The following is a 417-nucleotide window of genomic DNA, read 5'->3' as shown; positions in this document are numbered from 1 at the left end:
GGAGTTCGCGAGCCAGCTGCGCAGGCTCGTGGACCGCAGCGGGCTGAACATCAACGCGGTGGCCGACCGCACGGGATACAGCAAGACGTCCTGGGAGCGGTACCTCAACGGCCGGCTGCTCCCCCCGCGCCGGGCCGTCGTGGCCCTCGCCGAGGTGACGGACACACCGCAGCACCACCTCACGACCATGTGGGAGCTGGCCGAGCGGGCCTGGAGCCGGGCCGAGATGCGCCACGACATGACGATGGAGGCCATCCGCATCACCCAGGCGCGGGCGGCCCTCGGCGAGCTCGGCACGACGGGCCCGGCGGACGCGAAGTCCCCGGCGGCGGGTGGCAAGGCCGGTCCCGGCCGGTCCGCGGGCGGGCGCCACAGCGCGGCGGGCTCCGCGGCGCGCGTACCCACCGCGACCGGACC

Annotated in this window: 1 protein-coding gene; it reads left to right on the top strand. The window is 76.0% G+C overall.

Annotation, left to right across the window (positions count from 1 at the left end; genetic code table 11):
• Nucleotides 1-417: helix-turn-helix domain-containing protein (locus tag RNB18_RS52780; RefSeq protein ID WP_311721149.1), on the top strand; the 417-nt coding region annotated here is incomplete at both ends.

This window comes from Streptomyces doebereineriae (assembly GCF_031845645.1).
GTDB classification, from domain to species: Bacteria; Actinomycetota; Actinomycetes; order Streptomycetales; family Streptomycetaceae; genus Streptomyces; species Streptomyces canus.
The sequence above is the reverse complement of the archived record's forward strand: the minus strand, read 5'-3'. Positions and strand labels throughout refer to the sequence as shown.